The sequence below is a fragment of the Pseudomonas fluorescens genome, assembly GCF_000802965.1.
Taxonomy (GTDB): domain Bacteria; phylum Pseudomonadota; class Gammaproteobacteria; order Pseudomonadales; family Pseudomonadaceae; genus Aquipseudomonas; species Aquipseudomonas fluorescens_A.
Genome location: NZ_JSAK01000011.1, coordinates 23499 through 47225, shown reverse-complemented (window position 1 = coordinate 47225; position 23727 = coordinate 23499). Strand labels below are relative to the sequence as shown.

Here is a 23727-nt window from a genome sequence, read left to right as displayed (position 1 = left end):
TGATCGTTCCCGACCACAGAGCATGGAACGATCAATTCACCACCACGTGAATGTTCTTTAGAACTTGTAACCCAACCCCACCATGTAGATGAACGGGTCGACATCCACATTGACGCGGGCGCGTGTGCCGGGTGCGACCGCGTCGTTTTCCGCGGTCGCACGGGTGTCGATGTCGATGTAGCGCACCTGGGCGTTGAGCATGATGTGGTCGGTGATCATGTAGTCCGCACCAACCTGGAACGCCATGCCCCAGGAGTTTTCTGCCTTGAAGTTGCTCCAGCCTTTGGCCTGGGCTTCGCTGCCGACATGCTCGTCGTAGATGTACGTGTAGTTGATACCGGCGCCGACGTACGGCTGAAAGTCGGATTTGGAATCCAGCGGGTAGTACACAACGCTGAGGGTCGGTGGCAGGTGTTTCAGCGTGCCGAGTTTGCCGTTGGCCGCACCAAGGGAGGTGCCCTTGAGTTTGACGTCATGCTCGAACGGCGTGGCCGCGAGCAACTCGATCCCCCAGTTGTTGGTGATCATGTAGGCAACGTTCAAACCCAGCTGAGTGTCGCTGCTCATGGTCGCCTTGCCACCCAGGTCGGCGCCGCTCAGCGGACCCTGATCGACCTTGACCGAGGAACTGTCGGCTTCCGGGTTGACGGTAATTGCACCGGCACGAAGGATGAGGTCACCGGCTTCGTGGGCGTGGGCGAACGGGGCTGCAAGCGCTAGCGCTACCAGCGAGGCGCCGAGCAAGGACTTGTTCATGGGAGCTCCAGAGGACGTTAAAAATGTTCGATGACCAATAATAAGGCGGCTAACGATTCGATCTTTTGATGCAGCTCAATGAAATCGTGATGGCTGTGGTTTTTGTGGTGTTTTCAATGGCCTCATCGCAAGCCGGCTCGTTCCCACAAGGGAAATGCGATTCCCCATGGGAGCGAGCCGGCTCGCGATGACTATAGATCAAACATTTCGTAACGCCCGGAATTACTCCGGCAGTTCATACACATAAATCTTGTCCGCCTCCATCTGATACCCGGCGTCCGCGAGTTCGCTGGTGGACGGTTTGACCTGCATCGCGCCTTCGATCCAGTACGGCTGATACAACTCGTCGAGCTTCACGCCGACTTCGCTTTTGACGTGCACGATCTGGTTCGACGGCGGTGGCGGCACATGGATGCAAGCGCCGAAATACGGCACCAGCAGGAACTCGGTGGTGCGACCTTCCTCGCTCACTTCCAGCGGCACGATGTATCCCGGCAGACGAATGTTCTTCCCATCGAGCGCCTTGACCACCGGCGCGTTGGGCATGTCCTGCCGGGCCGCTGGCGCCGACTCGGCGGACAGGGCGTCACTCATTTTCGACATGTCATGCAACGGTGTCATGTTCGGCACTTCCGCCGGGGCATCCGGCGGGATCATTTCCGACCAGGTCAGCTCTTTCGGCTCGGCCGCCCACAGGGGCAGGGCGACCAGCATCAACAGCGCAAGCAGAGCGCGGGGCATTTTCAACATCCTCATAAACGGATCGACAGGCCATCGGCCAGGGATTGGCGATACGCGCGCCAGGCCGGCACGCTGCCCATCAGCAGCGCGGCGATCAGGATGCCACCGAGCAGCGTCCATTCATATTCGCTGGGCCAGGCCAGCGGTAAAAACAGGCCGTAATTGGCTTGCACATAACCCTGGGCGGCGGCGATGCCCACGTAAAGCAGGGCAACTCCGGCGACCACGCCGGACAGTGCCAGGGCGAACGCCTCTAGCACCAGCAGCGTCGCAACATGCCACGGCCGCGCGCCGACCGAACGCAGAATTGCCATCTCGCGCCGACGTTCGTTGAGGCTGGTTAGGATCGCCGTGAGCATGCCAATCAACCCGGTCAACACCACAAACAACGACACCACGAACAAGGCTTTTTCCGCCGTGCTCATCAAACTCCACAACTCTTGCAGCGCCACGCCCGGCAGGATCGCCAACATCGGTTCGCCACGGAATTCGTTGATTTCGCGCTGCAAGGCGAAGGTCGAAATCTTGCTGTTGAGGCCGAGCATGAACGCGGTGATCGCCTGCGGCGTCAGGTCCATGTTGCGCGCCTGATCGGCGCTGACTCGGCCCTCGCCACGGGCCGGAACGCCGTTGTGCCAGTCGATGTGAATCGCTTCCATGCCGCCGAGGCTGATGTGTAACGTGCGATCTACCGGCGTGCCGGTGCGTTTGAGAATACCGACCACGGTGAACGGTTTGTCGTCGTGCTTGACCAGGCTGATCGCCGCCACGCCGTGGGCCAGCACCAGTTTTTCGCCGAGCTTGTAGTGCAGCGCCTCGGCCACTTCTGCACCGAGTACCACTTCAAACGGATCGGTGGCGAAGGCGCGGCCATCGGCCAGTTCCAGGTGTTGCTGGCGGCCGTATTGGTAATGCTCGAAGTAGGCTTCGGTGGTACCCATCACGCGATAACCGCGATGGGAATCGCCGAGGGACATCGGGATCGCCCACTTCACTTTCGGGTTGTTGGCGAAGTGTTCGAAGCTGTCCCAGCGGATGTTGTTGGTGGCGTTGCCGATGCGGAACACCGAGTACAGCAGCAGGTTGACCGAACCGGAACGGGCGCCGACGATCAGGTCGGTGCCGCTGATGGTGCTGGCAAAACTGGCCTTGGCCTCGGTGCGCACGCGTTCCACGGCCAATAGCAGGCAGACCGAAAGGGCGATGGCGAATGCGGTGAGGATCGCGGTGAAGCGGCGGTTAGCCAGGCTGGCCATGGCTAGACGAAACAAATACATCTCAGACCTCGGACGGGGTGGCGGCGCGATTGAGTTCGGCCAGCGACAGGTGGCGGTCGAACAGCGGCGCGAGGCTCTGGTCATGGCTGACAAACAACAGGCTCGACCCGGCGTCGCGGCATTCGGCGAACAGCAGGCGAATGAAGTTTTCGCGGGCGTCGTAATCCAGGGCCGAAGTCGGTTCATCGGCAATCACCAATTCTGGCTGACCGATCAATGCGCGTGCGGCGGCGACCCGTTGCTGTTGGCCGATGGACAACGAATCGGCGCGGCGGCTGAGGATGCTTTCATCTTTCAGGCCTAAATGCGCAAGCAGGGTGGCGGCGGCCTGATCGACGCTGCCGTGGCGCTGGATCGCCCGTTTCGCCCGCAACTTGGAGAAGTGGCATGGCAGTTCGACGTTTTCACGCACCGACAGAAACGGCAGCAAATTGAACTGCTGGAAAATGTAGCCGGTGTGGTCGACGCGAAAGTGATCGCGGGCACCGGCGGAGAGTTCGGTCAGTTCCTGGCCGAGCAGGCGAATGCTGCCGCGATTGGGCTTCTGCACGCCGCCGAGCAGGCCGAGCAGGGTGGTCTTGCCGCTGCCGCTGGGGCCTTTGAGGAACAGGGTTTCCCCCGGTTCCAGGCGAAACGCCGGAATGTCCAGCAACGGCGGGTGACCGGGCCAACTGAACCCCAGGTCGGACAATTCGATGAGTGCTTGGGTCATAGCGCCGATTTCATAAATGTTGATGACCTGTGTAGGAGCCGGTTTGCTGGCGATGGCTACGACGCGGCCTGTAAATTGAACCGCGTTATCGTTCATCGCCAGCAAGCCGGTTCCTACGGGATAGGGTGATTTCAGAATTTGAGGGCAGCAGCCTTCGATGTCACTTCAACCCCTTGCTGCCCGCTCGGGCCGATCAGTTGTAGCTGAATTTTTTGGGTGGCCGGGAAAGTGTTGAAAATATTCGCCAGATCCAGGGTTTTCAGCGCACCCGGCGTGGCGCAGGTGAAGTGGTAGTGGGCGTGGATTTCGCTGTGGTCGTGGTGATGCTCGTCCTTGGCGTCTTCGTCATGATCGTCATCGGCATCCGGTTTGCCGCCGAACAGCGGGCTTTCCAGTTCCTGGCTCGCCACCACGCAACCGGCGGCTGTTGGCAGGTTGAACAGCGCCAGCGGTTTTTCGAGTTGAGCGCGAACGGCGGCGACTTTGGCTTTGTCGGCATCGCTGGTGGCGGCATGTTCGAAGCCCACCAGGTTCATTGCCGGGCTTTCCAGTTCCAGCTCTAAAGTCTGACCGTCCAGCGCCGCGTTCAGGCGACCCACGCCATGTTCGTGAGCGCTGAGGCTGCCGTGCTCATGGTCGTGATCATGATCATGCTCGTCAGCCGCGTGTGCGACGGCCAGCGGCAACAAGGCAAATGGCAAAGCGAGCAGCAGACGGCGCATGAGGAATCTCCGGAAGTAAAATGAAAAGATTGTTATGTAATCTTATAACGTAAGTGCGGAGAGTTTGACCGTCTGCTTGGCGTTGCACAAGTCCCATGGGAGCATGCAAGTCAGAAATGTGCAGGAGCAGACCTATGTTGCGAATTCGCGGAAGCATCGGCGACTGGCCGGTGGATTTGACCCTGGAAATGGATGACGCCGACTGGGCGCGGCTCGGCGCGCAGTTGCAGGTGGAAAAAACCGAAGTCACTGCGACGCCGGCACCCAGGCCGCTGAATCAGGATGATGCACCGTGGCAGATCGCCAGGGATTTGCTGCGCAAGGCGGGGCAGTTGAGTGGGCCGGATTTGCTCGAACAACTGGAAGGGTTGACCGGCAGCGCGGCGGCGGGAAAACGCCTGTTGGTGCGTTTGCGCCATAGCCCGGATGTGAAGGTGGAAAGCGGCGCAGATACGCCGCTTTACCGCTGGATCGAATAAACCGCAAAAGATCGCAGCCTGCGGCAGCTCCTACAGGAGGAACGCATACCCCTGTAGGAGCTGCCGCAGGCTGCGATCTTTTGCTCTTTTAATAAAGCGCAGCAAACAACTTGCGACGGTACGTGGTCACCAACGGGTGATCGTTACCCAGCAATTCGAAGACCTGCAGCAAAGTCTTGTGCGGCAAGCCTTCGCTGTAGCTGCGGTTGCGGACGAACAGCTTGAGCAGGCCATCCAGCGCGGCGTCGTACTGCTGACGGGCCAGTTGCTGAACCGCCAGTTGATAGACCGCTTCATCGTCCTGCGGATTTTTTGCCAAACGCGCTTTCAAATCGGCGGCGTCCGGCAAGTCCTTGGCCTGGCCAAGAAACTTGATCTGCGCCTTGGCACCGGCCAATGCAGCCTTGTGTTCATCACTCTTGACCGCGTCGAGCACGGCTTGCGCTTCGTCCAGTTCGCCACGCTCGGTGAGGCAGCGCGCATAGAGGATTAGCGCCTTGGCGTTGGTGTTGTCTTCGCCCAGCAGCACTTTGAGGATGGCTTCGGCGTCGGCAAAACGACTGTCGTCGAACAGCGCCTGGGCCTGTTCGAACGGATCGGCGGCGGCCGGTGGTGGCATTTGCACGTGTGGCTCAAGCAGCGCCCGCACGGCCGATTCCGGTTGTGCACCGGCAAAACCGTCGACCGGCTGACCATCCTTGAACAACACCACGGTCGGCAGGCTGCGAATGCCGAAACGAGCGACGATGTCTTGTTCGATGTCGCAGTTGACCTTGGCCAGCAGCAATTCGCCCTGATAGCTCTCGGCGATGGTCTGCAGCATCGGCATCAGCACTTTGCACGGCGCACACCATTCGGCCCAGAAATCCACCAGCACCGGTTTGTGGAAAGAGTTCTCGATCACCGACTGGTCGAAATCGGCAGTCGTGGCGTCGAAGATGTACGGCGTTTCCTGACTCATGGGCAATCTCGTAAAAGCGTGGATAGATGCACTATAAGGCGTGGCGCAAAAGATCGCAGCCTTCGGCAGCTCCTACAGGTTAAACCGTGTTCCCCTGTAGGCGCTGCCGCAGGCTGCGATCTTTTACCGGATTGCGTGGTAGAGGCTCACATGCCGAAACTCTTCCGGCTCGGCCAGATCCGGCAAGGTCATCGCTTCGAGCATTTCAATGCGCCGATACAGCGGATGGCGAAAATCCCTCACCCGCGAATCGGCCACCAAGGCTTCCTTGCCACGACTCAAGAATTCATCGAGTAACGGCAGGTTTGCCCGGTCGTACAAGACATCGGCCACCAGGATCAGATCAAAGCGATCGGCTTCGGCGAAAAAGTCGCTCGAGTAGGTGAACTGCACGTCATTGAGTTCAGCATTCGCCCGACACGCGGCAATCGCCAGCGGGTCGAGGTCGCAGGCCACCACTTCCCGTGCGCCAGCCTTGGCCGCGGCAATTCCCGCGACGCCGGAACCGGCACCGAAATCCAGCACCCGTTTGCCTTTGACCCACTCCGGGAACTCGGCGAGATAACGCGCCACCGCCAAACCGCTGGCCCAACAGAAACTCCAGTACGGCGGCTCATGCAGGATGCGCCGAGTTTCTTCCGGGCTGAAAGCGCGGTCCATGTTGTCGCCGTCAATCAGCCACAACTTCAGATCGGTTCCCGGCAGCTCACACGCTACCAGCCGTGCATCGCCCAGCAGTTCACCCAAGGCCTGTTGCAGGTCGAGCGGTGCACTCATGGGGCTTTGACGAATTGCAGCTGGCCCAACGCCTGAGTGGTCGCTTGGGAAATCACTTGCGACGGCAAATGCAGGATCAACTGACCGGACTGGCTGGCGCGACCACGCAGTTCAACGCGGGCACCGGCCGGAAAGGATTCCGGGTTGAAGCGCAGGTGGAACGGCAGAATCTGATTGGTGCCGATCAGGCTGGAACTTGCGAGCAATTGTTGCGGGCGGTCTTTTTCATCGATCACCAGCAATGCCAGCTCGACTTCGGCACCAGCCGGCACGCCTTGCAAGGTGCCGCTCAATTCACGCTGATACGCCGGCAGCGGCCCGAGGTTGGCCGATTCCCTGGCTTTCTTCTGTGCCTGCTCCGGCGCGGGGCCCGGGGTCGGCGGCTGAGGCTTGGGTGCGTCGCTGCTGCAGGCCACCAGCAGGCTGAAAACACTGAGCAAAACGAGCGGTCTTAGGGACATTTGCGGCTCCGGCAAGACGTGATCCATATATAGCCAGTCTGTATACCGCAAACCCTATGGCTTGTCTTGCCACGGGGATGCGCTACCATGGCCCTCCCTTTTTTTGTTGCCTGCCACCATGCACTGTCCCTTCTGCGGTGCCAACGACACCAAGGTCATCGACTCGCGTCTGGTCGCCGAGGGCGAACAGGTGCGCCGCCGGCGTGAATGCCTGGCCTGCGGCGAGCGTTTCACGACGTTCGAGACGGCTGAACTGGTGTTGCCGCGCCTGATCAAAACCGACGGCAGTCGCCAGCCGTTCGACGAAGAAAAACTCCGCGCCGGCATGCAGCGTGCGCTGGAAAAGCGCCCGGTGAGTGTCGAGCGTCTAGAATCGTCGCTGGTGCACATCAAACACAAACTGCGCGCCACCGGCGAGCGCGAGGTCAAATCCCTCGTGGTCGGCGAACTGGTGATGGCCGAGCTGCAAAAACTCGATGAAGTCGCCTATATCCGCTTCGCTTCGGTGTATCGCCGCTTCCAGGACCTCAACGAGTTCCGCGAAGAGATCGATCGCCTGGCCCGTGAACCGGTGAAAGAATGACCACGTCCACCGAGCAATCCATCCTCGACGCCCATTACATGGCCCGCGCGCTGGAACTGGCGCGCAAAGGTCATTACACGACGCACCCCAACCCTAGGGTCGGTTGCGTCATCGTGCGTGACGGGCAGATCGTCGGCGAAGGCTGGCACGAGCGGACCGGTGAGCCCCATGCCGAAGTCCATGCCTTGCGCGCCGCCGGTGAATTGGCCCGGGGCGCGACGGCTTACGTCACTCTCGAACCTTGCAGCCACCACGGCCGTACGCCGCCATGCGCCGATGCGCTGGTGAATGCCGGTGTGGCACGGGTTGTCGCGGCGATGCAGGACCCGAACCCGGAAGTCGCCGGTCGTGGTCTGCAACGCCTGGAGCAGGCCGGTATCGCCACCGAAAGCGGCGTGCTGGAAGGCGAGGCGCGCAAGCTCAATCAAGGCTTCCTCAAACGCATGGAACACGGTTTGCCGTTCGTGCGGGTCAAGTTGGCCATGAGCCTCGACGGTCGCACGGCGATGGAAAGCGGCGAGAGCCAATGGATCACCGGCCCGGCGGCGCGTTCGGCGGTTCAACGCCTGCGCGCCCAGGCCAGCGTGGTGTTGACCGGCGCCGACACGGTGCTGGCGGACAACGCCCGCCTGACCGTGCGCGCCGATGAACTCGGCCTGGACGCCGAACAAACCGCCCTGGCCATGAGCCGACCGCCGCTGCGCGTGCTGGTCGACGGTCGCCTGCGGGTGCCGCTGGATACGCCGTTTTTCAAGGCCGGTCCGGCGCTGGTTGCCACCTGCGTGGCAGTCGAAGAGCAATATGCCAACGGCCCGGAATGCCTGATCGTGCCCGGCTACGACGGTCAGGTCGACCTGCATCAGCTGCTGGTCGAACTTGCCGCTCGTGGGGTCAACGAAGTGCTGGTCGAGGCCGGTCCGCGTCTGGCCGGTGCGTTTGCCCAGCTCGGGTTAGTGGACGAGTTCCAGATTTTCATCGCCGGCAAGTTCTTGGGCTCTTCGGCGCGGCCGCTGCTGGACTGGCCGCTCGCGCAAATGAAGGATGCGCCGGAACTCAAAATCACCGAAATTCGTGCGGTTGGCGATGACTGGCGAGTCATCGCCATTCCTGTGCCAGTAGCGAGCGTATAATTCCCGGCCATCGCTACAGCGCTGGCTTTGTTCTCGAGGAGAACCTCATGTTTACCGGCATCATCGAATCCATCGGCAGTATTCGTGCATTGACCCCAAAGGGCGGTGATGTACGGGTTCACGTCGAAACCGGCAAGCTCGACCTGAGCGACGTCAAACTGGGCGACAGCATCGCGGTCAACGGCGTGTGCCTGACCGCCGTTGAACTGCCGGGCAACGGCTTTGCGGCGGACGTCAGCCGCGAAACCCTCGACTGCACCGCCATGAACGACCTGAAAAGCGGCAGCCCGGTCAATCTGGAAAAAGCCCTGACCCCGACCACTCGCCTCGGCGGGCATCTGGTCAGCGGTCACGTCGATGGCGTGGGCGAAGTGGTTGCCCGCACCGAGAACGCCCGTGCCGTGGAATTCCGCATCCGCGCGCCGAAAGAACTGGCCAAGTACATCGCCCATAAAGGCTCGATCACCGTCGACGGCACCAGCCTGACCGTGAACGCAGTCGATGGCGCCGAGTTTTTGCTGACGATCATTCCGCACACCCTGAGCGAAACCATCATGGCGTCGTATCAGCCGGGTCGCCGGGTGAACCTGGAAGTGGACTTGCTGGCCCGTTATCTGGAGCGCTTGCTGTTGGGCGACAAGGCCGCAGAGCCGACTTCCAGTAACATTACCGAAAGCTTTTTGGCCGCCAACGGCTACCTCAAATCCTGAGCTCTAATTTCGAAAGAAGGGGGGTGCCTTGTGGCGCTCAATAGCATCGAAGAACTGGTTGAAGACATCCGCCAAGGCAAGATGGTCATCCTCATGGATGACGAAGACCGCGAGAACGAAGGCGACCTGATCATGGCCGCCGAATGCTGCAAGCCCGAGCACATCAACTTCATGGCCAAGCACGCCCGTGGCCTGATCTGCATGCCGATGAGCCGCGAGCGCTGCGAACTGCTCAAGCTGCCGTTGATGGCGCCGCGCAACGGTTCCGGTTTCGGCACCAAGTTCACCGTCTCGATCGAAGCCGCCACGGGCGTGACCACCGGCATTTCCGCCGCGGATCGCGCACGCACCGTACAAGCGGCCGCCGCCCGTGATGCCAAGGCTGAAGACATCGTCAGCCCTGGCCACATCTTCCCGCTGATGGCCCAGGCTGGCGGTACGCTGGCCCGCGCCGGCCACACTGAAGCCGCGTGCGATCTGGCGCGCATGGCCGGTTTCGAGCCAAGCGGCGTGATCTGCGAAGTGATGAACGACGACGGCACCATGTCCCGTCGCGCCGAACTGGAAGCTTTCGCTGCCGAACACGACATCAAGATCGGCACCATCGCCGACCTGATTCACTACCGGATGATCCACGAACGTACCGTTCAGCGGATTGCCGAGCAGCCACTGGACAGCGAACTGGGCCAATTCAACCTGGTGACCTATCGTGATTCCGTGGAAGGCGACGTGCACATGGCACTGACCCTGGGCAACGTCTGCGCTGAAGAGCCGACCCTGGTTCGCGTGCATAACATGGACCCGCTGCGCGACCTGCTGATGGTCAAGCAACCGGGCCGCTGGAGCCTGCGCGCCGCCATGGCTGCGGTCGCCGAGGCCGGTAGTGGCGTGGTGTTGTTGCTCGGTCACCCGCTGGATGGCGACGTGTTGTTGGCGCACATCCGCGAAACCGCCGACCACGCGGTCGTGAAAAAACCGACCACCTACAGCATTGTCGGTGCCGGTTCACAGATCCTGCGTGACCTCGGTGTGCGCAAAATGCGCCTGATGTCGGCACCGATGAAATTTAATGCGATATCCGGTTTCGATCTGGAAGTTGTAGAATACGTGCCCTCCGAATAATGCACCGGGTTTTGGCATCGTTGTTCACTTAAGGCTTGTTTGATTTATTGTGGCGAGGGAGCTTGCTCCCGCTTGGGTGCGCAGCGCCCACAAGAGGCCGCTACGCAGCCAGCGGGAGCAAGCTCCCTCGCCACGACGATTTATAAGTGAACACCGATGTGGGATCCGGCGCTGTATTCGCGGTTCAAATATCACTGAGGGACGCGTACGAGACGCGTCCCGGCTCTTTAAGAGATCTAACGAATGACCCTGAAGACCATCGAAGGTACCTTCATCGCCCCTAAAGGCCGCTACGCTTTGGTAGTGGGCCGTTTCAACAGCTTCGTCGTTGAAAGCCTGGTCAGCGGTGCAGTTGATGCCCTGGTTCGCCATGGCGTGAGCGAAAGCGACATCACCATCATCCGTGCGCCTGGCGCCTTCGAAATCCCGCTGGTTGCGCAGAAAGTCGCTCAGAAAGGCGAGTTCGCAGCAATCATCGCCCTGGGCGCAGTCATTCGTGGCGGTACTCCGCACTTCGAATACGTGGCGGGCGAATGCACCAAGGGCCTGGCCCAGGTGTCCATGGAGTTCGGCGTTCCGGTCGCTTTCGGCGTCCTGACCGTTGATTCCATCGAGCAAGCCATCGAACGTTCCGGCACCAAGGCCGGTAACAAAGGTGCCGAAGCTGCCCTGTCCGCTCTGGAAATGGTCAGCCTGCTGGCGCAGTTGGAGGCCAAGTGATTAGCGACGAAAGCGATCGTTTCAACCCGCGCGATCCAAAGCCTGCGGACGCCGGCAAGCCATCGAAAAGCGTCAAGCGTCGCGAAGCTCGTCAGCTCGCGACCCAAGCGCTGTACCAATGGCACATGGCCAAGCAATCGCTGAACGAGATCGAAGCGCAGTTCCGGGTCGATAACGATTTCAGCGATGTCGATGGCGCGTACTTCCGCGAGATCCTGCACGGGGTTCCGCAGTTCAAGACCGAAATCGACACCGCACTCACGCCTTGCCTCGATTTGACCATCGAAGAGCTGGACCCGGTTGAACTGGCGGTTTTGCGCCTGTCCACCTGGGAACTGCTCAAGCGCGTCGACGTGCCGTACCGCGTTGTGATCAACGAAGGTATCGAGCTGGCGAAGGTCTTCGGTTCCACCGACGGCCACAAGTTCGTCAACGGTGTACTCGACAAGCTGGCCCCGCGTCTGCGTGAAGCTGAAGTGAAGGCGTTCAAGCGCTGATTGGCGTTTGAATCAGCAATGGGCGAGTTTGAGCTGATCCGCAATTTCTTCGCCGCCGCGCCTTGTGCGCAGGGCGGCGAAGGCGTTGCCCTCGGGATCGGCGATGACTGCGCCTTGCTGGCTGTTCCCCCAGGGGAGCAGTTGGCGATTTCCACCGACACCCTCGTGGCCGGTGTGCACTTCGCAGATCCTTGCGACCCCTTTCTGCTCGGTCAGCGCTCGCTGGCCGTGGCCGTCAGCGACCTGGCCGCCATGGGCGCCACTCCCGTTGCCTTTACCCTTGCCCTGACCTTGCCGACGGTGACCGCCGATTGGCTGGATGCCTACGCCCGTGGTTTGAATCGCATGGCGCAAAGTTGCGGCGTGGCATTGGTGGGTGGCGACACCACTCGCGGGCCGTTGAGCCTGACCGTGACTGTGTTTGGTCGAGTGCCGTCCGGCCAGGCACTGACACGCAGCGGCGCGCAACCAGGCGACTTGCTGTGTGTCGGTGGCGGCCTGGGCAATGCTGCCGGCGCGTTACCACTGGTGCTGGGCGAGCGCAGCGCTGATGCGGCCATCGCCGATACGTTGCTGGCGCATTACTGGTCGCCACAACCGCAACTTGGATTGGGCCAGGCATTGCGCGGCAAGGCGACTTCGGCGCTGGACATCTCCGACGGCTTGCTCGCGGACTGTGGGCACATTGCCCTCGCGTCGCAGGTCGGACTTCAGGTGGACATTGAGCGCTTGCCGTTGTCGAAAGCGCTGGTTGCCTTCCTCGGCCAGTCGGGCGCACAAATTGCGGCCCTGAGTGGTGGCGATGATTACGTGCTGGCCTTCACCTTGCCGTCCGGCGAGTTACCGGCGTTGCTGGCTGAAGGCTGGCCAATCCATGTGGTCGGGCGAGTCGTTAGCGGGCAAGGCGTGACACTGCTGGACGCCGCTGGAAAAGACATCACCCCGCAGAGCCGGGGCTATCAACATTTTCGGGAGACACCGTGACAGATCATCCCAAACAGGTCCCGGCGGAATTCGTACCGCCGTCGGTCTGGCGCAATCCATGGCACTTCCTGGCGTTCGGCTTCGGCTCGGGCACCTTGCCAAAGGCACCGGGCACCTGGGGGTCGTTGGTCGCGCTACCTTTCATCCCGTTGTGGCAGATGTTGCCCGATTGGGGCTATTGGCTGATGCTGGGCATCACCATGCTGTTTGGCTTCTGGCTGTGCGGCAAGGTGGCCGATGATTTGCGCGTGCACGACCACGAAGGCATCGTCTGGGACGAAATGGTCGGGATGTGGATCACCCTGTGGCTGGTGCCGGAAGGTTGGCAGTGGTTGCTCGCGGGTTTCCTGGTGTTCCGCTTCTTCGACATTCTCAAGCCATGGCCGATTCACTGGGTCGACCGGCATGTGCACGGCGGCGTCGGGATCATGCTCGATGACGTTCTGGCCGGGGTGTTTGCGTGGTTGGCGATGCAAGGACTGGTGTGGTTTTTCGCCTGACCAGAGAGGTTTTGGGGCGTTAAGTGGGAGAACTAGGGATGGCTCTACGCGGTTTGATGGTGATGGTGTTCGCGTTGTGTTGCTCGCTTGCCTGCGCGGGGGAGGCCGCGCCGACGCCGTCGGTGATTCACCTGGCCAGCGAGGACTGGGAAGACTACACCGCTGCCGACGGTCATGGGCTGGGCTGGGACGTGCTGCGGCAAGTCTTCGAGCCGGCGGGCGTCAAACTGGATATCCGCACCGAGCCTTACGTGCGCTCCATGGGCCTGGCCGAGCGTGGTGAAGTGGATGCCTGTGTCGGTTCCTATCGTGACGAGTCGGATGAGCTGCTTTACCCGCGCTGGAACTTCGACACCGATCACATTTATGCCCTGGGCCTGACCACCAGTCCGGTGCCGACCCGGGAAACCCTGGGTAATTTTCGTCTGGCCTGGGTCCGCGGCTACGACTACCAGCATTACCTGCCCAACGTTCGCCGCTATAACGAAGTGCTACGGCGTACCGGCATCGTCTCGATGCTGACTCAAAATCGTGCCGATTTTTACATCGATGCACTGACTGAAGTCGATTACGTCGTCAGACGGGCGAAGGATCCATCGCAGTTGCGCCGCACCCATATCGCCGAATTGCCGCTGTATCTGTGCTTTGCCAAGACCCCGCAGGCTCGCACGCTGATGGCGTTGTTCGACCAGCGCATGGAGCAACTGGTGAAAAGTGGCGAGTTGAAGCCGATCTTCGAGCGCTGGAAACAACCCTATCCATTTGAAGAGCATTAACACGGATTTTACGGTCGTCGGCGATTACCCCCTGTAGGAGCGAGCCTGCTCGCGATAGCGGACGTCCAGTTGACGAATATTTGTCTGACACACCGCTATCGCGAGCAGGCTCGCTCCCACAGGGGATGGTGTAATCAGGGTGGACATCAAACTTTTTGATAGTTATCGCCGATAATTCAGCCTAAGCGTCGTCAGGAACCTGCTGTTACAATGCCGGCCTGCGAATCTTCAGACTCTTTAGATCAGGAGCACACCGGTGCCTGTCGTTTTTGTCGCCGCTTCCAAGCTGCCAACGCCTTTTGCGCAATTCACCATGCACGGCTTTCTCGATGAAGCCACCGGCCGCGAGCACGTCGTGCTGAGCCTGGGTGAGATCGCCGACGGTGCCCCGGTACTCGGCCGGTTGCACTCCGAATGCCTGACGGGCGATGCCTTGTTCAGCCAGCGTTGCGACTGCGGTTCGCAACTCGAAGCCGCGTTGCAAGCCATTGCCCGCGAAGGTCGCGGCGTATTGCTGTACTTGCGTCAGGAAGGCCGTGGCATTGGCCTGCTGAACAAGATCCGCGCGTATGAGCTGCAGGATGGCGGTGCCGACACCGTCGAAGCCAACGAGCGCCTGGGTTTTGCCGCCGACCAGCGTGATTACGCCATGTGCCTGCCGATGCTGGAACATCTGGGCGTTAAGTCCCTGCGCCTGATGACCAACAACCCACGCAAGGTCAAGGCCTTGACCGATATGGGTATCGTGGTCGCCGAGCGCGTGCCGTTGCACACCGGCCATAACCCGCACAACAAACTCTACCTGGCGACCAAGGCCAGCAAACTCGACCACATGATGGGCAACGAACATCAGGGCGAGGTAGGCCGGGCGTGACCCGCGGTCAGGTGCGGCGTCGACTGTCCGTCAACTGGTGGCAATACCTGGCGCTGGCCTTGGTGCCGCTGTTCGTGATCAACGGCGTGTTCGGCCAGGGCGAGGCTATCTTGCCGGTGCTGGCGATGCCGTTGTTCATCGCCGGTGTGGCTTCGATGTTTGTCAGCCTGAAATTTTTCGGTGGCTACAAGCATGCATTGATCGCCACCCAGAAAGCCCTCGATACCCCTGAAGAACCCGCCGCCTGGATCAGCCTGGCGGCCAAGCGTCGTACGGCATTTCTTGCTGCCGGTTTGCCAGCATGGATCGGTGCATTGGCGGTGTTCGTCGGCCTCGAAGCAGTGCCGCTGTTCCTGCTGGCGCTGTCGACCACCGTGCTGTTTTACCTCTACCGTATCCCGCGTCAACTCGGCTGATGCGTCCTGTCTGGCTGGCGGTTTTGCTGCTGGCCGTCAGCGGCTCGGCAGCGGCAGTCGAACGGGTGGTCAGCCTCGCGCCGTCCCTCTCTGAAATCGTTGTCGAGCTGGACTCTGCGGATCTTTTGGTGGGTGTGCTGGATGCTGGTGAGCGTCCTGTGCAACTCAAGAACCTGCCATCCGTTGGCCGCTACGGCCAGTTGGACATGGAGCGACTGCTCAGCCTGAAGCCGGATTTACTGCTGCTCTGGCCCGGCAGCGTCGGCCCGGCCCAGCGTGAACAACTCAAGCGCTTGAACATCCCGACCTACGTCGCCGAACCCCACAACTTGGAACAGCTCACTGCGCAGATTGAGGCGATAGCCAAGCAGCTCGGGCGGCCTGAGCGTGGGGCTTCACTGGCGGCGGGTTTGCGTCAGCGGCTGGATGATCTGCGCCAACGCTACCGCCGGGATCAGCCGTTGCGGGTGTTCTATCAGGTCTGGGATCGACCGTTGTACACCGTTGGTGGCGGGCAGATCATCAGCGATGCGCTGGAAGTGTGCGGGGCGAAAAACGTGTTTGATGACCTGACACTCCCGGCGCCGCAAATCAGTGTGGAAGCGGTGCTGCAGCGTAATCCCGAAGTGATTCTGGCCAGTGATCAGGCGCAGTTGGATGCGTGGAAGGCGTGGCCGCAGGTGAGAGCAGTGGAGCAGGGGCAATTGCGGCTGGTGACGGACAAAGGCCTGGAGCGGCCGAGCGGGCAGATGATCGAGGCGACGGCCAAGTTGTGCGAGTTGATCGCACCAGAGCGCTGAGATGGCACCCCGCCCCCTGTAGGAGCTGCCGAAGGCTGCGATCTTTTGATCTTGCTTTTGACAGATTCGAAAGCGCCGAGGATCAAGATCAAAAGATCGCAGCCTGCGGCAGCTCCTACAGGTGATCTCAGCGGACTTCAGGTGTCCACGTCACCCCAAACATCCATGCCCGACCTTCCTCGCGATACCCATATTGGCTGCCTTCATGGCTGTACAACGCCCGGCTGTAATCCTTGTCCAGCAGGTTATCGACCTTCAGTTCCAGTTTGATCTCGCGGTTGAGCTCCCAACTGCTGCGCAGCCCCAGCAACGCATAACCACCCAATGGCTGCTGATTGTTCAGGTCGTCATAGCTGCTGCTCACCGCTTGCCAGCTCGCACCCAAGCCCAACCGGTCAAACTGTCGGTCCAGATCCCAGCTCAATGTACGTCGAGCCCGACGGGCCAAGGTATGGCCGGTGTCGCGGTCACGCGGGTCGATGATCGCCACGCCAAGGTTGCTCTGCCAGCCGAACAGTTCCTGCTTCAACGCCGCTTCGAAGCCGTTGATCCGTGCCGAGGCGACGTTCTGCGGGCGCGAGTTGCTACCGAAGATGATCGCGTCTTCCAGGTCCGTGCGGTACAGCGAAGCTTCGAGGCGACTGTTCTCAGTCAGCTGACTGCGCCATTGCAGCTCATAGCTTTTTGAGGTTTCAGGCTTCAGGTCCGGGTTGCTGAAGTCCGGGTAGTACAAGTCGTTGAAGGTCGGCGCGCGGAAGCCTTCGCTGTAGCTCAGCAGCACGTCGTTGTCCGGGTTCATCGGCAAGGTGAGGGTGCCGCTCCAGCTGTTCTGGCCGCCGAACTGCTGGTTCTGGTCGCGGCGCAGGCCCAGTTCGGTGGAGAAACTGTCGGTCTGAAAGCGATGCTGGATAAACGCCGCGCGGTTCCAGCGGCTGTCTTCGTCGAAGTCCGTGGTGCTGTTGACCCGGTCTTCGTACCAGTCGCCGCCGAGGATCAAGCTGTTGCGTTCATTGAGCTTCAGATCGTTCTGCCACGTTACCGAGTCGCGGTAGGTGTTGAACACGCTGCGTTCATCGCTGAGTTTGTCGAAGGTTTTCTCGCGGTTTTCGCTGTGGCCGAATTCGATCCGGGTTTTCCACAGGTCATTGACCCGCGCGTCCACATAGCTGCTGACGCTGCTCACATCGAATTTGTTGTACGGCTGCTCCTGGACTGACTCGAAGGTATTCAGGTCGAAGCGGCCGAACGGGTTGTCGTATTCACTTTTGCCGCGGTTATCCAGCACGTTGGCGCCGATTTCAATGTCATCGGTCAAGGCATGGCTGAGGCTCAGGCTGAACGATTTATTACGGTACGCGTCGTGATCGCTGTCGCTGGGATAGGACTCATGAGTGCGGTCGATCCCAGCGGTTTCATCGAGGCTGGCGCCGAGGTTGAAGCGGGTCTGCGCATCGCCGCCGGACAAACCGACGCTACGCTCCCAAGTCTGGTTGCTGCCAAAACCTACGTGCATTCGGGGTTGCAGGCCTTGTTCGCCGCCGCGCCGGGTGAAGATCTGGATCACCCCGCCAATCGCATCGCTGCCGTAAATCGCTGAACGGGAACCGCGCAGCACTTCCACGCGCTCGACCTGTTCGATATTGATGTGTTGCAGGTTGCTGTCGCCGGACGTCGAGTTGCCGATCCGTTGTCCGTCCACCAGCACCAGACTCTGGGCCGATTGGGTGCCACGGATATACACCCCCGGCAGGCTGCCACGGCCGCCGGTTTGCGCGATTTGCACGCCCGGTACGCGACGTAGCAGGTCGGTGACGCTGTTTGGTTGCAGTCGGTCGATGTCTTCACGAGTGAACACGGTGTTGGCGGCGCTGCTGTCATTGCGTGCCTCGACCTGACGGTTGGCGCTGATCAGTACGTCCGGCAGCTTCAGGGCCTGGTCGCGTTCGAAGGAGTCGGCCAGCAGGGGGCCGGACGGCAGAAGAGTCAGCGTCAGGGCGAGGCGAGAGAGTTTCATAATTTATTCGTGAAAGCGAAGGAGTACACAGTCCCTGTAGGAGCCGGCTTGCTGGCGATGGCGTCCTTGAAAACGCCATCGCCAGCAAGCCGGCTCCTACAGGGGTGAGATCGGGTTACAGGTTGAGCAGTTGCAGGCGCGCGCGGATCGATGCCTCGATCCCGGCCTCATCCAGCCCGCACTCGGCCAGCATCTGCGCAGGCTTGGCGTGTTCGACGTAGATGTCCGGCAAGCCCAGGTGCAGCATCGACTTGAGAATATTCTCGCGAGCGAGGAACTCACTGACCGCTCCACCGGCACCGCCCATGATCGCGTTTTCTTCGACGGTCACCAGCAACTCGTGACTGGCGGCGATTTTGCGTACCAGTTCTTCGTCGAGGGGTTTGACGAAACGCATGTCGACCACGGTGGCATCCAGCGTCTCGGCGACTTTCAGCGCTTCGGCCAGTTGCACGCCGAACACCAGCAGGGCGACTTTGTTGCCCTGACGACGCACCACACCCTTGCCGATCTCGATTGGCTCGAGGTCTTTCTCGATGGTCGCATTCGGGCCGTTGCCACGCGGATAACGCACAGCCGCCGGACCTTCGTACAGATGGCCGGTGGTGAGCATTTTGCGCAGTTCGTTTTCGTCGCTCGGGGTCATCACCAGCATGCCGGGGATACAACGCAGGAACGACAAATCGAAGCTGCCAGCGTGGGTCGGGCCGTCTTCACCCACCAGGCCGGCGCGATCAATGGCGAACAGCACGTCGAGGTTTTGCACAGCGACGTCATGCACCAACTGGTCGTAACCGCGTTGCAGGAAGGTCGAATAGATCGCCACTACCGGTTTCGCGCCTTCGCAGGCCATGCCGGCGGCGAGGGTCACTGCGTGCTGCTCGGCAATCGCCACGTCAAAGTAGCGCAGCGGGAAGCGTTCGCTGAAGGCCACCAGGTCGGAGCCTTCCTTCATCGCCGGGGTAATCCCGACCAGACGCGGATCAGCCGCGGCCATGTCGCACAGCCATTCGCCGAACACGCCGGAATACTTCGGACCGCTGGCTTTTTTCGGCGCGGCGGCAGGAGCATCCAGTGGTTCGAGTTTGGTGATGGCGTGGTAACCGATCGGGTCGACTTCCGCCGGGGCGAAGCCTTTGCCTTTCTTGGTGACGATGTGCAGGAACTGCGGGCCTTTCAGATCGCGCATGTTGCGCAGGGTGGCGATCAGGGTCGGCAGGTCGTGGCCATCGATCGGGCCGATGTAGTTCCAGCCCAGCTCTTCGAACAGCGTGCCGGGAACCAGCATGCCTTTGGCATATTCTTCGGTACGACGGGCGATTTCCCAGGCACCGGGCAGGCGCGACAGCACTTTTTTGCTGCCCTCGCGCATGCTCGCGTAGGTGCGGCTGGAAAGGATTTTCGCCAGATAGTTCGACAGCCCGCCGACGTTGCGCGAGATCGACATGTCGTTGTCGTTGAGGATCACCAGCATGTTGGCATTCACTTCCGGCGCATGGTTCAGCGCCTCGAAGGCCATGCCGGCGGTCAACGCGCCGTCGCCGATCACCGCAATCGCCTTGCGATCACTGTTTTGCAGGCGGGCGGCAATCGCCATGCCCAGCGCGGCACTGATCGAAGTGCTGGAGTGGCCGACGCCAAAGGTGTCGTACTCGCTCTCGGAGCGACGCGGGAAGGCGGCAATGCCGTCCTTCTGGCGCAGGGTGCCCATGCGGTCGCGACGACCGGTGAGGATCTTGTGCGGATAAGCCTGATGACCCACGTCCCACACCAGCCGGTCGTCCGGGGTGTCGAAGACGTAATGCAGCGCGATGGTCAGCTCGATCACGCCCAGGCCGGCACCAAAATGCCCACCGGTCTGACCGACCGTGTAGAGCAATTCCAGGCGCAACTCATCGGCCAGGGTTTCCAGCTCGGCTTCGCCTAACCGGCGCAGGCCGTCCGGCGTGTTCGCGCGGTCGAGCAGGGGCGTGGTCGGGCGCTTGCGGGGAATCTCATGAAACGTCGTGGGCATCAGGCGAATCGTTATAGGTATAAAAGATGCGGCAGTTTACCTGATGCATCGGCCCCTGCCCACGCGTTGGTCTTTTTTGGCGGATACGCCGTCAGCTGCGGCGCTCGACGATATACCGGGCCAGATCACGCAACGGCTCGGCCGCCGCGTCAAACGGTCGCAGCGCGTGCAGGGCCTGGTCACGCAGTTCCAGGGCGTAGGCCTTGGCGGCGTCGAGACCAAGCAGGGCCGGGTAGGTCGGCTTGTCGCGGGCGATGTCGGCGCCCTGGCGTTTGCCAAGGGTTTCGGTATCGCTTTCGACGTCAAGAATGTCGTCCTGGACCTGAAATGCCAGGCCGATGGCCTGTGCATAACTCTGCAAGGATTTCAGTTCATCTTTCTCGGCACGGCCGCTGGCCAGGGCGCCGAGTTTGACGCTGGCCTCGATCAGCGCGCCGGTTTTGTGCCTGTGCATGTATTCGAGGGCTTTCTGATCGAGCTTCAGACCGACCGAACCGAGGTCGATCGCTTGACCGCCAACCATGCCCGCCGGGCCGGCCGCCAGCGCCAGAGCGCTGACCATTTGCAGGCGAATCTCTGCATCGGCATTGCTCAGGCGCGAGTCGAGCAGGGCGCTGAACGCCAGGCTCTGCAAGCCGTCGCCGGCGAGGATCGCGCAGGCTTCATCGAATTTCTTGTGGGTGGTCGGCTGGCCGCGACGTAAATCGTCATCATCCATGGCCGGCAAATCGTCGTGCACCAGCGAGTAGGCGTGGATCAGCTCTACGGCGCAGGCTGCGCCGTTGGCTTGCTCGGGCTTGCCACCCAGCGCTTCGCAGGCCGCGTAGGCCAGCAATGGACGAACGCGCTTGCCGCCGTTCATCACGCTGTAACGCATGGCTTCGTACAACCGCGCCAGCTCAGGGCTCGGGGCGGTGAACAGGGTTTCCAGCGCCGCATTGACCCGGGCCTGGCTGGTCGCCGAATACGCTGCAATCATTCTGGCTGGTCCGCGTCGAAGGGTTCCTCGGCCAACTCGCCATCACGTTCGAGCAGCACCTGAACCTTTTGCTCGGCCTGGGCCAGCGCCGCCTGGCAATCGCGGGTCAGACCGATGCCCTGCTCGAAAGCGGTCAACGAGTCTTCCAGCGACAATTCACCATTCTCCAGACGCTCGACCAGCGTTTGCAGGTCAGCGAGGGATTGTTCGAAATCCAGTGCAGCTTTTTTGCGGGCCATGGCGGCGATTTCCGGTTGACGTTAAACCGGCGCGACACTAGCAGACATGGGGTTTATGGGCAAATGAGCGGGGTGATTTGGCAGCTAAACCCTGTGGCGAGGGAGCTTGCTCCCGCTGGGTTGCGCAGGGGCCCCAAAAGGGCACAACAGTTTTAGCTGACATGCCGCATGCAATGGTTTTGCGACTGCTTCGCAGCCGCGCGGGAGCAAGCTCCCTCGCCACAGGGTTCAGCGTTGACCGGGATTATGGTGTTGAGTCATATGGATAGTGAATTCGGTAGCGAGTACTGCGACCGCCACCGGGCAGGCGTTGCAGGCAGCCCTTATCCAGCAGTTCGGCCAGATGACGGGTTGCGGTCGCTTTAGATACCTTTGCCACGGCTTGATACTGAGACGCGCTGATCCCGTCTTCGAATCCGCGCTCCCCGCCATCCAGTAGGCGACTGAGTACCTTGGTCTGTTCAGTCGACAGTTCAGACTCCCGATGCGCCTGCCAGAATCGCGCTTTGCCCAACACCGATTCGATCCGAGCCATGGCCTGCTGCAAGCTGCGTAGCAAGGTCTGTAGAAACCACTCCAGCCATTGAGTGATGTCCAGGGTAGATTTCTGACTGTTTTCCAGTATGCGGTAATAGCCGGAGCGATCTTCCAGGATGCTCGACGACATGGCGTAGAAACGGATCGCCTGATCCTCGCCCTGGGCCAGTGCAAGGTCGGTGATTGTGCGCGTCAGTCGACCATTGCCGTCATCGAAAGGGTGCAGCGTGACGAACCAGAAATGCGCGATCCCGGCCCGCAGCAGCGGATCGAGCCCCGCCAGATTTCGGCTACTGTCGAACCAGCTGAGAAATCTCTCGAGTTGACGCTCAAGCCCCTGGCGCGGCGGCGCTTCGAAGTGAACGGTCGGCCTGTCTAGCCGACCGGACACCACTTGCACTGGGTCATCGCCGCGCAATGCGCCCACTCGGATGCGCCGGGTGGCGAGGTCGGTGTCTTGATCGGAAAACAACCACTCGTGCCAATCGAGCAATCGTTCCAGCGTCAGTGGCTGGGCGAACTGTTGCGTCGCATCGAGCATCAACTGCGCAAGGCCTTCGCTGCGCTGGCTGACGGTATTGCCGTCGGTCAGCTCCAGCCCCAAGCGGCGCGCCAATGAAGAACGTACTGAGCCGACGTTCAATTGCTCACCTTCAATCGCGGACGAGGTGACAATGTTTTGCAGCAATGCGTCCAGCTCACTCTGGGCGCTGAGCGAAGTCCCCACGGAACTGGCCATGCCCATCAATCGACCTTGTGCCTGAACGCAGTTGCGCAGAAGCGGCGCCAATTGTTCGGCGTGCCAAGTGAAATTCGGCCAATCGGGCTGCTGCCAGATCCAAAAAGGTGCCATTGAGATCGCTAACCTCGAATTGAGTAAGCCAATTAGAATGGCTATTCGGCTCATATAGCGAGCCGAATATGCGGCTTATTCGGCTCACAGTCCAGTCGCGACGTGATTGCCAACGCATTTTCAGATGTATCTGATTGTGAGGAACCGCCGCAGCGTCTAACCTTCGCGGCCAATACGACCCGACAGTCATGGGTCTTTCAGACGAAACGCAGTCTTCGCATCTGCAACGCGCCTAGGATCAGGCGCAAGGTTTCGTCAGGCATGGCAGGAGGCATCACATGCGCTCATTTCTTTTGCTGCTGATCGGGTTGGCTTGCATGCCGGTTCTGGCCGCGCCGAGTGCCGAATTATCGGAACCGGTAGGCGGCTGGCGCTACAACGGCTTGCTGGACCGCACGGAAAACCCGCAAGTCGCCTATCCCACGCCACCCATCGACCGGGGCGTGCAGCGTAATCGCACGATGATCCAGGGCCAGCTCAAGGCCATTGGCAATCAGCGCGGGCCGCACACATTGGCGGTCAACGGCAATCCCTTGAACCTGTACACCGACGACCAGGGGCGTTTCGCCCGGCCGTACGCGTTCGGTGCCGGTTCGAACAGTGTCGAAGTACGCAGTGGCGAAGGCCAGTCGCTCAAGCGCGTTCAATTTTATGAAGCCAACAACCTGCGCACGCCGGCGCGGATTCGCGTGGTGCTGGGCTGGGATGACCCCAAGGCCGAGCTCGACCTGCACATCGTTACCCCGGACGGCCAACACGCGTTCTGGGCTCACTCGGCGCTGACCAACGGAGGTGGCCTCGATCCGGACGGCGTCGACGGACCCGGCCCGGAAATGTTCACCATGACCGCGCCGTTGCATGGCACCTATCTGGTTTACGTCAACTATTGGGGCAACTTCGGCAGCGGCGGCTATAACTTCGATGAGACCAGCAACCAGAACGAGGTGATCACCTCGCAAATCAACCTGGTCCTCAACGAAAACACCGTCGACGAAAAACGCGAAACCTTCACCGTGCCCCTGCGCGCGATCGGTGATCTGCTGCTGGTCAAGACTTTCAACTATTAAGCATCCCGCACCACGGATGACATCGG

General features: G+C 60.9%; 27 protein-coding genes. 14 read left to right on the top strand and 13 right to left on the bottom strand.

What is annotated here, in order from left to right; genetic code table 11:
- Positions 1–57: 57 nt before the first annotated feature.
- From NL64_RS10480 to NL64_RS10460, 5 genes are all read right to left on the bottom strand, one after another.
- Positions 58–756: an OmpW/AlkL family protein gene (locus NL64_RS10480; RefSeq protein ID WP_034148054.1), complete on the bottom strand. Its 699-nt coding sequence runs from the start codon at positions 754–756 to the stop codon at positions 58–60.
- Positions 757–978: 222 nt separating this feature from the next.
- Positions 979–1497 (bottom strand): DUF3299 domain-containing protein, encoded by a 519-nt coding sequence (locus tag NL64_RS10475; protein WP_034148086.1) that lies wholly within the window; start codon positions 1495–1497, stop codon positions 979–981.
- Positions 1498–1508: 11 nt separating this feature from the next.
- Positions 1509–2774, bottom strand: coding sequence for an ABC transporter permease (locus NL64_RS10470; protein ID WP_034148053.1), 1266 nt, complete (start codon positions 2772–2774; stop codon positions 1509–1511).
- A gap of 1 nt (position 2775) precedes the next feature.
- Complete coding sequence (locus tag NL64_RS10465) at positions 2776–3486, bottom strand: ABC transporter ATP-binding protein (protein ID WP_034148085.1); 711 nt, start codon at positions 3484–3486, stop codon at positions 2776–2778.
- A 131-nt stretch (positions 3487–3617) separates the two neighbouring features.
- Positions 3618–4208: a DUF2796 domain-containing protein gene (locus NL64_RS10460; protein ID WP_034148052.1), complete on the bottom strand. Its 591-nt coding sequence runs from the start codon at positions 4206–4208 to the stop codon at positions 3618–3620.
- Between the two features lie 134 nt (positions 4209–4342).
- On the opposite strand from NL64_RS10460, the gene NL64_RS10455 reads away from it, so the two are divergent.
- Complete coding sequence (locus NL64_RS10455) at positions 4343–4687, top strand: hypothetical protein (protein WP_034148051.1); 345 nt, start codon at positions 4343–4345, stop codon at positions 4685–4687.
- A gap of 88 nt (positions 4688–4775) precedes the next feature.
- Here the strand turns inward: NL64_RS10455 and trxA are convergent, their stop codons facing one another.
- The 3 genes from trxA to NL64_RS10440 form a co-directional block, all read right to left on the bottom strand.
- Positions 4776–5648: a thioredoxin gene (gene trxA / locus NL64_RS10450; protein WP_034148050.1), complete on the bottom strand. Its 873-nt coding sequence runs from the start codon at positions 5646–5648 to the stop codon at positions 4776–4778.
- A 123-nt stretch (positions 5649–5771) separates the two neighbouring features.
- Positions 5772–6425, bottom strand: a complete 654-nt coding sequence (locus NL64_RS10445; RefSeq protein ID WP_034148049.1) for a class I SAM-dependent methyltransferase — start codon at positions 6423–6425, stop codon at positions 5772–5774.
- Positions 6422–6886, bottom strand: coding sequence for a YbaY family lipoprotein (locus NL64_RS10440; RefSeq protein WP_034148048.1), 465 nt, complete (start codon positions 6884–6886; stop codon positions 6422–6424). The genes NL64_RS10445 and NL64_RS10440 overlap by 4 nt, the downstream gene beginning before the upstream one ends.
- A 118-nt stretch (positions 6887–7004) precedes the next feature.
- Between NL64_RS10440 and nrdR the strand changes: the two genes are divergently transcribed.
- The 12 genes from nrdR to NL64_RS10380 all read left to right on the top strand — a co-directional run bounded on the left by nrdR (position 7005) and on the right by NL64_RS10380 (position 15998).
- On the top strand, positions 7005–7469 hold the full coding sequence (nrdR, locus tag NL64_RS10435; RefSeq protein ID WP_003228656.1) for a transcriptional regulator NrdR: 465 nt from the start codon (positions 7005–7007) through the stop codon (positions 7467–7469).
- Complete coding sequence (ribD, locus tag NL64_RS10430) at positions 7466–8599, top strand: bifunctional diaminohydroxyphosphoribosylaminopyrimidine deaminase/5-amino-6-(5-phosphoribosylamino)uracil reductase RibD (protein ID WP_034148047.1); 1134 nt, start codon at positions 7466–7468, stop codon at positions 8597–8599. Before nrdR ends, ribD begins: the two co-directional genes overlap by 4 nt.
- 47 nt (positions 8600–8646) lie before the next feature.
- Positions 8647–9309 (top strand): riboflavin synthase, encoded by a 663-nt coding sequence (locus tag NL64_RS10425; protein ID WP_008033746.1) that lies wholly within the window; start codon positions 8647–8649, stop codon positions 9307–9309.
- Positions 9310–9339: 30 nt separating this feature from the next.
- Positions 9340–10431, top strand: a complete 1092-nt coding sequence (gene ribBA / locus NL64_RS10420; protein WP_034148046.1) for a bifunctional 3,4-dihydroxy-2-butanone-4-phosphate synthase/GTP cyclohydrolase II — start codon at positions 9340–9342, stop codon at positions 10429–10431.
- 243 nt (positions 10432–10674) lie between these two features.
- Positions 10675–11151, top strand: coding sequence for a 6,7-dimethyl-8-ribityllumazine synthase (gene ribH, locus NL64_RS10415; RefSeq protein WP_003228649.1), 477 nt, complete (start codon positions 10675–10677; stop codon positions 11149–11151).
- Positions 11148–11648, top strand: a complete 501-nt coding sequence (gene nusB / locus NL64_RS10410; protein ID WP_003185935.1) for a transcription antitermination factor NusB — start codon at positions 11148–11150, stop codon at positions 11646–11648. Before ribH ends, nusB begins: the two co-directional genes overlap by 4 nt.
- An 18-nt stretch (positions 11649–11666) precedes the next feature.
- The gene (gene thiL / locus NL64_RS10405; protein ID WP_034148045.1) at positions 11667–12632 is read left to right on the top strand and encodes a thiamine-phosphate kinase; all 966 of its coding nucleotides are present in this window, start codon (positions 11667–11669) and stop codon (positions 12630–12632) included.
- A complete protein-coding gene (locus NL64_RS10400) occupies positions 12629–13132 on the top strand; it encodes a phosphatidylglycerophosphatase A family protein (RefSeq protein ID WP_034148044.1) in 504 nt (167 codons plus the stop codon). Before thiL ends, NL64_RS10400 begins: the two co-directional genes overlap by 4 nt.
- A 38-nt stretch (positions 13133–13170) precedes the next feature.
- Complete coding sequence (locus tag NL64_RS10395; protein WP_034148043.1) at positions 13171–13908, top strand: substrate-binding periplasmic protein; 738 nt, start codon at positions 13171–13173, stop codon at positions 13906–13908.
- 256 nt (positions 13909–14164) lie between these two features.
- Complete coding sequence (gene ribA / locus NL64_RS10390) at positions 14165–14782, top strand: GTP cyclohydrolase II (RefSeq protein ID WP_034148042.1); 618 nt, start codon at positions 14165–14167, stop codon at positions 14780–14782.
- The gene (locus NL64_RS10385) at positions 14779–15198 is read left to right on the top strand and encodes a hypothetical protein (protein WP_034148041.1); all 420 of its coding nucleotides are present in this window, start codon (positions 14779–14781) and stop codon (positions 15196–15198) included. The genes ribA and NL64_RS10385 overlap by 4 nt, the downstream gene beginning before the upstream one ends.
- Positions 15198–15998 (top strand): cobalamin-binding protein, encoded by an 801-nt coding sequence (locus tag NL64_RS10380; protein ID WP_034148040.1) that lies wholly within the window; start codon positions 15198–15200, stop codon positions 15996–15998. Before NL64_RS10385 ends, NL64_RS10380 begins: the two co-directional genes overlap by 1 nt.
- A gap of 127 nt (positions 15999–16125) precedes the next feature.
- On the opposite strand, the gene NL64_RS10375 is transcribed toward NL64_RS10380, so the two are convergent.
- The 5 genes from NL64_RS10375 to NL64_RS10355 form a co-directional block, all read right to left on the bottom strand.
- Complete coding sequence (locus tag NL64_RS10375) at positions 16126–18012, bottom strand: TonB-dependent receptor domain-containing protein (RefSeq protein WP_034148039.1); 1887 nt, start codon at positions 18010–18012, stop codon at positions 16126–16128.
- Between the two features lie 115 nt (positions 18013–18127).
- Entirely contained in the window at positions 18128–20026 is a 1899-nt protein-coding gene (gene dxs / locus NL64_RS10370; RefSeq protein ID WP_034148038.1) for a 1-deoxy-D-xylulose-5-phosphate synthase, read from the bottom strand.
- Positions 20027–20117: 91 nt separating this feature from the next.
- Positions 20118–21005: a (2E,6E)-farnesyl diphosphate synthase gene (gene ispA / locus NL64_RS10365; RefSeq protein WP_034148037.1), complete on the bottom strand. Its 888-nt coding sequence runs from the start codon at positions 21003–21005 to the stop codon at positions 20118–20120.
- Positions 21002–21244, bottom strand: coding sequence for an exodeoxyribonuclease VII small subunit (locus NL64_RS10360; protein ID WP_007894317.1), 243 nt, complete (start codon positions 21242–21244; stop codon positions 21002–21004). Before NL64_RS10360 ends, ispA begins: the two co-directional genes overlap by 4 nt.
- Positions 21245–21488: 244 nt before the next feature.
- Positions 21489–22634: a Fic family protein gene (locus NL64_RS10355; RefSeq protein ID WP_034148036.1), complete on the bottom strand. Its 1146-nt coding sequence runs from the start codon at positions 22632–22634 to the stop codon at positions 21489–21491.
- A gap of 278 nt (positions 22635–22912) precedes the next feature.
- Between NL64_RS10355 and NL64_RS10350 the strand changes: the two genes are divergently transcribed.
- Entirely contained in the window at positions 22913–23701 is a 789-nt protein-coding gene (locus tag NL64_RS10350; protein WP_034148035.1) for a YfaP family protein, read from the top strand.
- The last annotated feature ends 26 nt before the right edge of the window (positions 23702–23727 follow it).